At 62.7% G+C, this 3,875-nt stretch carries 7 protein-coding genes; all 7 read right to left on the bottom strand.

Translation table 11 applies throughout. From position 1 onward, the window contains the following. Nucleotides 1-226: 226 nt before the first annotated feature. Nucleotides 227-352 (bottom strand): hypothetical protein, encoded by a 126-nt coding sequence (locus ACESMD_RS11755; protein WP_372613354.1) that lies wholly within the window; start codon nucleotides 350-352, stop codon nucleotides 227-229. Nucleotides 353-490: 138 nt separating this feature from the next. Continuing rightward, a complete protein-coding gene (locus ACESMD_RS11750; protein ID WP_372613352.1) occupies nucleotides 491-673 on the bottom strand; it encodes a hypothetical protein in 183 nt (60 codons plus the stop codon). 36 nt (nucleotides 674-709) lie between these two features. Continuing rightward, nucleotides 710-922 carry a hypothetical protein gene (locus ACESMD_RS11745; protein WP_372613350.1) on the bottom strand — a complete coding sequence of 71 codons (213 nt, stop codon included), beginning with the start codon at nucleotides 920-922 and terminating at the stop codon, nucleotides 710-712. Between the two features lie 192 nt (nucleotides 923-1,114). Then, the gene (locus ACESMD_RS11740) at nucleotides 1,115-2,281 is read right to left on the bottom strand and encodes an ATP-binding cassette domain-containing protein (RefSeq protein ID WP_372613356.1); all 1,167 of its coding nucleotides are present in this window, start codon (nucleotides 2,279-2,281) and stop codon (nucleotides 1,115-1,117) included. Nucleotides 2,282-2,358: 77 nt separating this feature from the next. Beyond that, a complete protein-coding gene (locus tag ACESMD_RS11735; protein ID WP_372613348.1) occupies nucleotides 2,359-2,817 on the bottom strand; it encodes an NYN domain-containing protein in 459 nt (152 codons plus the stop codon). A gap of 50 nt (nucleotides 2,818-2,867) precedes the next feature. Next, a complete protein-coding gene (locus tag ACESMD_RS11730) occupies nucleotides 2,868-3,332 on the bottom strand; it encodes a DUF6586 family protein (RefSeq protein WP_372613346.1) in 465 nt (154 codons plus the stop codon). Continuing rightward, on the bottom strand, nucleotides 3,329-3,875 hold a 547-nt coding region (locus tag ACESMD_RS11725; RefSeq protein WP_372613344.1), incomplete at its 5' end, for a topoisomerase DNA-binding C4 zinc finger domain-containing protein. The genes ACESMD_RS11725 and ACESMD_RS11730, both read right to left, overlap by 4 nt.

The raw sequence follows: 3,875 nt of genomic DNA, 5'->3' as shown, positions 1-3,875 counted from the left end.
GCCACTCCGGACCCCAGGAGCGCCAGGGGCGCACCGAGCACTGCCAGGGCGAAGCGTCGGCGGGAAAGATGAGTCATGGCGGCATTCTCTCTGTCATTCCTGAGTCCTGGATCGAGCGCCCCGAACAAGTCACGTCCGAGGCTGATAGCTGACCACGTTTATACCCCAATCGATGGCACCTTGTCAGTTCTTGTCGACATCTCGTCGAAAACCTGACACTAACACCTCAGGCGGCGAGGATAGCCCCCATGCGAAACACCTCCTGAAGGGAGGTAATACCCCTGTCGGCCTTCTCGAGGCCATCGGCAAACATCAGAGTCTCGCCGCGATCGATCAGTGCACGCCGCAGCAAGGGTTCATCTTCATGGCGAAGAATGCGGGTATGATCCTCGGGTGTGGGTTGCCAGATCTCGAATATCCCGGTTCGTCCGAAGAAACCCAGTCCATCGCACCAAGGATAGCGGCATCTGGCGTTTCTGTCCGGATGGCCTCAGTCACTGCGTTGTACGGTAAAGATGCTCTGCAACTTGTCCTTCTTGCCGTAGACGTGGACAGTCGTTTCATCGAAGGGAAAGTGGTCAAGATACTCGCTGTGGTCGTTGAAGCGCGGCTTGTGGGCGTTGATCATCGCCGCGGCCGGGCGATCGCGATGGAGATAGCTACACAGCCCCACGGCGTACCAGAGTTCCTCATCGGGCTGAAGAAAGGTCTACCACCTCGTCCGGGCCGTATCGTTCTCGACGCCGTAACGCGCACTGCGATGCTCACCCACGTACAGCAACTCCTGGACGTCCACGGTCTTCGTTTCCGGATCGATGCCCGCACGGAGTACCAGAAAGATGCCTGACGTATCGGGAATTTCGCGCCGCTGCTCGTCAGTCCAATAGCCGAGTATCTTGGGCGATAGGATCTGGTCGGTCATGATGGTCTCCTCCATGGTCCAAGAGTCGCTGCATCCCAGCGGCGACGGGGCTGGCTGCGGGGAAGCGAGTCGACGAATGCCTTCTCTACTCTATCCTACCCAAACGGCGTCAATGACGCTTGATGCATATCAACTCAAGGGCATGCGGAGATGTCGGCCGGGTTCATGACCACCCCGGGGGAGCATCATCCGTCAGCTGTAGAGGCCCTGGCTGCGCAGGTATTCATCATAGCCGCCGCTGAAGTCGGTAACACCCTCCTCGCCCATGTCGATGATGCGGGTGGCCAGGGAGGAGACGAACTCGCGGTCATGGCTGACGAAGATCAGGGTCCCCGGGTAGTTCGCCAGCGCCAGGTTGAGCGCCTCGATGGACTCCATGTCCAGGTGGTTGGTGGGCTCGTCCATCAGCAGTACGTTGGGCCGGGTCAGCGCCAGCTTGCCGAACAGCATGCGGCCCTGCTCGCCGCCCGAGATCACCATCACCGACTTGTCGATCTGCCGTGCCCGGGAGGTCGCCTGCTTGGCCTTCGAGGCATTGGCGGAGAAGCGGCTGACAAAGGCCTGAAGATCGGCGATCTGCGCCTTCTTCTTGGCATTGTCGACATGCTGACGCTCGCGTACCGCGGTCGCGGCCGTCATGTAGTCGTCGTAGTTGCCGGGGAACAGCGTGATCTCGCCGTAGTCCAGATCCGCCATGCGGGTGCAGACGCTGTTGAGGAAGTGGCGGTCGTGGGAAATGATGATCATGGTGCTGTTGCGCGCGTTCAGAATGGCTTCCAGCCAGCGGATGGTGTTGATGTCCAAATGGTTGGTGAGCTCGTCGAGCAGCAACACGTCGGGATCGGCGAAGAGTGCCTGGGCCAGCAGCACACGCAGCTTCCAGCCCGGCGCGATCTCGCCCATGGGGCCGGTATGCTGGTGCAGCGGGATGCCCAGCCCCAGCAGCAGATCGCCGGACCGAGACTCGGCGGTGTAGCCGTCGAGCTCGGCGAAGCGCACTTCCAGGTCGGCCACGGCCATGCCGTCCTCCTCGCTCATCTCCGGCAGCGCATAGATGCGCTCGCGCTCGGCCGCGACCTGCCAGAGCTCATGGTTGCCCATGATCACGGTGTCGATGACCCGCTCGTCCTCGAAAGCGAACTGGTCCTGGCGCAACTTGCCGAGCCGCGCGCCTGACTCTACCATCACCTGCCCCGAGGAGGGCTCCAGGTCACCGCCGAGGATCTTCATGAAGGTGGACTTGCCGCAGCCGTTGGCACCGATCAGACCGTAGCGGTGACCATTGCCGAACTTGATGGAGACATTCTCGAAGAGGGGCCTGGCCCCGAACTGCATGGTGATATTGGCGGTGGAGATCACAAAAAGGTCCGGTCGGTACATGGAGGGCGCGCGATTGTACCGATTATCGGCGCCGCTCACATCCTGGCTTCCACCTGCTAGAGCAGCATGTCACCCCCGATTGGCACGAAAAGGCTGGCCGCACGGATCAACGAATCGGCGGTCAGCCGCGCCACGCCGACCACCTCCACCGTCACGCCATGGCGCTCGCGCATCCGCTCGACCAGGATATCGAAGTCACCATCGCCCGAGACCAGCACCAACCGATCGATGAAGGGTGCGGACTCCATGGCATCCAGGGCGATGCCCACGTCCCAGTCACCCTTGGCGGAGCCATCGCGGCGCTGGATATAGGGCTTGAGCTTCACCTCGAAGCCAATGCCACGCAGGATGGCCTGGAACTGACGCTGGCGGGGGTCGCCTCTGTCCACTGCGTAGGCGTTGGCCACCAGCACCTCGCGACCGGCGGTGAAGCGCGCCCAGAAGGCGTTGTAGTCGAAGTGCCGACCGAAGGCCTGGCGAGTGGTGTAATAGACGTTCTGGACATCGACGAACATGGCTAATTTTTCCTTGGGGCCGGATCCCAAGGCATGATCAGTGACCGGCGCTACCACTCCTCGCTGGTCTCGCGCAGGGCGGCAATCTCCGCCTTGGCTTCGCCGAGACACCAGCGCAGTTCATCGGCCAGGGCCGCGCCACTGCCCACGGCAATCAGCCCCTGAGCGGCGCTGCTGGCGCGTCGCGCTACGCCATCGCTGTCATGCAGGGCCTCGAGCCTGGCGACAAGCCAGGCAAGCCAGCTGTCGGGGCGTGTTACCAGCTCGCGAAGCCGTTGCAGCTCGGCGATGCCGGCGCCGCCGGAACCGAGCAGCTCCCGCCAATCGTGATGCTCCAGCAAGGCATGCTCGGTGACCTCGCGAAGCAGGGACACGAGCGCCAGCTCGGCCAGCGCGAGGGCGCCCTCCTCGAGCGCCATACGCCTGGAATCACCATGCTCATCGTCGCCGGCCCGGAGCTCGAGCAGCAGCTCGGCCTGGTAGAGCAGCTGATTGGTACGGGATCTCGGCGTCACTTGCGCTTGTCCTCCACCTGCCATTTCCCGTTATCGAAGATCGCCTTCCAGCCGCTGGCCTTGCCGTCCTTGTCGGTCATCACGAACTGCTCCCTGGCCTTGCGCGAGAAGCGGATCTGCGCCGGACGGCCGTCCGGATCCTCGCTGGGGGCTTCCAGCAGGTAGCGGTACTTGTCGGGCAGCTCCTCGCCATGAGTCTTGAGCTCCTTGACCAGGGGCGGGCGGGTCTCGCGATTCTTGGGAAATTTGCTCGCCGCCAGAAACAGGCCGCTGGCGCCGTCGCGAAGCACATAGTGGTCATCGACCTTCTGGCACTCGAGTTCCGGCATGGGGATCGGGTCCATCTTGGGCGGTGCCGCCTCCCCGCTGCGCAGCAGCTTGCGGGTATTCTTGCACTCGCTGTTGGTGCAGCCGAAGTACTTGCCGAAGCGCCCCGTCTTGAGCTGCATCTCGCTGCCGCACTTGTCGCACTCGAGAGTCGGCCCGTCATAACCCTTGATGCGAAACTTGCCCTTCTCGATCTCGTAACCGTCACAATCGGGG

It is taken from the genome of Halomonas sp. (genome assembly GCF_041689495.1).
Classification (GTDB): Bacteria; Pseudomonadota; Gammaproteobacteria; order Pseudomonadales; family Halomonadaceae; genus Halomonas.
The sequence above is the reverse complement of the archived record's forward strand: the minus strand, read 5'-3'. Positions and strand labels throughout refer to the sequence as shown.

What these genes read in the sequence shown, in the direction of transcription:
- ACESMD_RS11735 (WP_372613348.1), bottom strand. Translation starts at nt 2,817, where the DNA reads ATGTTCGTCGATGTCCAGAACGTCTATTACACCACTCGCCAGGCCTTC.
- ACESMD_RS11745 (WP_372613350.1), bottom strand. Translation starts at nt 922, where the DNA reads ATGACCGACCAGATCCTATCGCCCAAGATACTCGGCTATTGGACTGAC.